The sequence below is a fragment of the Paenibacillus oryziterrae genome (assembly GCF_042610485.1).
GTDB lineage: Bacteria > Bacillota > Bacilli > Paenibacillales > Paenibacillaceae > Paenibacillus_AQ.
Genome location: NZ_JBGJZO010000050.1, coordinates 1 through 2,548 on the forward strand (window position 1 = coordinate 1; position 2,548 = coordinate 2,548).

2 protein-coding genes are annotated in these 2,548 nt (G+C 46.1%); both read left to right on the top strand.

All coding sequences use genetic code 11. From position 1 onward, the window contains the following. On the top strand, positions 1-644 hold a 644-nt coding region (locus ACAN55_RS24115; protein WP_379139131.1), incomplete at its 5' end, for an ABC transporter ATP-binding protein. Positions 645-800: 156 nt separating this feature from the next. After that, positions 801-1,973, top strand: a complete 1,173-nt coding sequence (locus ACAN55_RS24120; protein ID WP_379139134.1) for an ABC transporter substrate-binding protein — start codon at positions 801-803, stop codon at positions 1,971-1,973. Positions 1,974-2,548: the final 575 nt, after the last annotated feature.

The following is a 2,548-nucleotide window of genomic DNA, read 5'->3' on the forward strand; positions in this document are numbered from 1 at the left end:
TCAGTATCCACGTTAACCAGGGAGAGATTGTGACATTGATCGGGGCCAATGGCGCCGGGAAGTCAACCTTGCTCAAGACGCTTTCGGGTCTTCTAAAGCCGAAGACAGGAAGCGTTGAATTTCTGGGGAAATCCATTGCGAACCAAAGCGTTCAGGCGATTGTCAAAGAAGGGCTGATTCACTGTCCGGAAGGACGGCGCGTGTTCGCCAATATGTCGGTCGAGGAGAATCTGGAGCTTGGCGCGTATCTGCAGGATTCCAGTAGTCTCGCTGCTGATTTTGAGAAAGTCTATAAGACGTTCCCGCGACTGCTGGAGCGCAAGAAGCAGCAGGCAGGAACCCTCTCCGGCGGGGAACAGCAGATGCTGGCCATGGGCCGCGCCATTATGGGCCATCCCAAGCTGCTGCTGCTGGATGAACCGTCCATGGGACTCGCACCGCTTCTGGTACAGGATATCTTCAAGATTATCCAGGAAGTGAATGCGGCAGGAACGACCGTCCTGCTTGTAGAGCAGAATGCGCATCAGGCGCTGAAGATTGCCCACCGCGCATATGTACTGGAGACTGGCAGAGTCGTACTCGAAGGCGACGCCAAGGAACTGGCGAATTCCGAAGAGATTAAAATGGCGTATCTCGGCCACTAAAGAGACAGATTACACTCATGCATTCAGAAACAACATTATATAGTAGATATCGGGGGAGAGAGAAATGAAGAAAANCGTATCTCGGCCACTAAAGAGACAGATTACACTCATGCATTCAGAAACAACATTATATAGTAGATATCGGGGGAGAGAGAAATGAAGAAAATCGGGGCAATTATTTTAGCTACAGTACTGACTGCGGTATTGGCAACGGGCTGCGGCAACAATTCAGGGAACAGTGCAGCTTCTGACACGATTAAAATCGGGGCTGACCTTGAACTTACGGGTGGACAGGCTTCTTATGGCACGTCTGTATTGAAAGGTGCGGAGCTGGCGGTTAAGGAGATCAATGATGCAGGCGGCGTACTTGGTAAGAAATTAGAGTTGGTTGTCGGGGACAATGCCTCGAAATCCGAGGAAGCCACCCAGGTAGCGCAAAAGCTAATTACCAAAGATAAAGTTGTAGCCATCGTTGGCCCTACGACATCTACCAACGCTTTAGGTGTTGTTCCGATTGCGACGGAGAAGAAGGTTCTACTCATGTCCGTATCCGCAACCAACCCCAAAGTTACTGTGGACGAGCGCACTGGTAAAGTCAATGAATGGGCATTCCGCGCAGCTTTCATTGATCCTTTCCAAGGTCAAGTTATGGCTAACTTCGCTTCCCAGTCGCTGGGTGCTAAAAAAGCTGTAATCTACACTGACACTTCTAGTGACTACTCTAAAGGTCTGCAAAAGTTCTTCGAAGAAACTTTCGTGAAGAATGGCGGGGAAATTGTGAGTCAAGAGTCATATCAGCAGAAAGACTCTGACTTTAAAGCTGTTTTGACACGTATCAAAGCCTCTAATCCCGATGTGATCTATCTGCCGGGTTACTATGAAGAAGTGGGTAAAATTCTGAAGCAGGCTCGTGAAATGGGAATCACGGTTCCTTTCTTGGGCGGCGATGGCTGGGATGCTCCACAACTGCTGGAAATTGCCGGAGCTGAAGCTCTGAATAATACCTACATCTCTAACCATTACTCTGCGGAAGATACTTCTGAAGAAGTCGTTAAATTTGTTGAAGCCTATAAGGCAGCCAATGACGGCGAAGTTCCTGATGGGATTGGCGCACTGGGCTATGACTCGTTGAAACTCGTGGCGAATGCCATAGAGCGTGCTGGAGAAGCAGATCCTGTGAAGATCAAGGATGCTTTGGCTGCTACGAAGGACCTGCAGCTTGCTACAGGTAAAATTACACTGAATGAAACACATGACCCTGTTAAAGCGGCGGTTGTGCTGAAATATGTGGACGGCAAGCAAACTTTTGAAACCAAGGTCAATCCATAAGATATCTTCGTTTGATGAGGGTTTGGTGCCTTGCTTTCTTTGGACTGCAACTGCTGTGCCAAAGCTTGGCTGTACAGCTCCGGGAGCCGTGGCTTCCGGAGTATTTTTTTTATTCAGAGTGGCAACATATTTCTGTTGCTAAACGCTTTAATAAATTGAAGTATTGAAGCTGTAAAGAGACAAATGTTATATTATTTACGAGAAAATAAAGCATTAGATAAGAAAATGATCTTCAGTCATTTTTTGCAGAACTTCGATTTACTGCGAATTACTCTATTATACTCCGTATTTCAGTGATAAACTCAAGCGCGCGTCTTGTATATTACCTCTTATGTTAATTAATCTAACAAGAAATTTCGAATAAAATCGTAAAATCAAAGAATTGCTAGTGACGAAGAAAACGGTCTGTGTTAATATAAGTAACATCATAGAGAAAGAAAGATGAATGTAAGACAGAGAAAGGCTGTTTTTGATTATTATGGGGAAAAGGGGATGGCGATGGAGTACTTCATTCAACAACTAATTAACGGAATATCTGTAGGCAGTATCTACGCTCTGATCGCTCTGGGGTATAC

Coding starts and splice junctions, on each gene's coding strand:
- ACAN55_RS24120 (WP_379139134.1), top strand. CDS start 801: ATGAAGAAAATCGGGGCAATTATTTTAGCTACAGTACTGACTGCGGTA.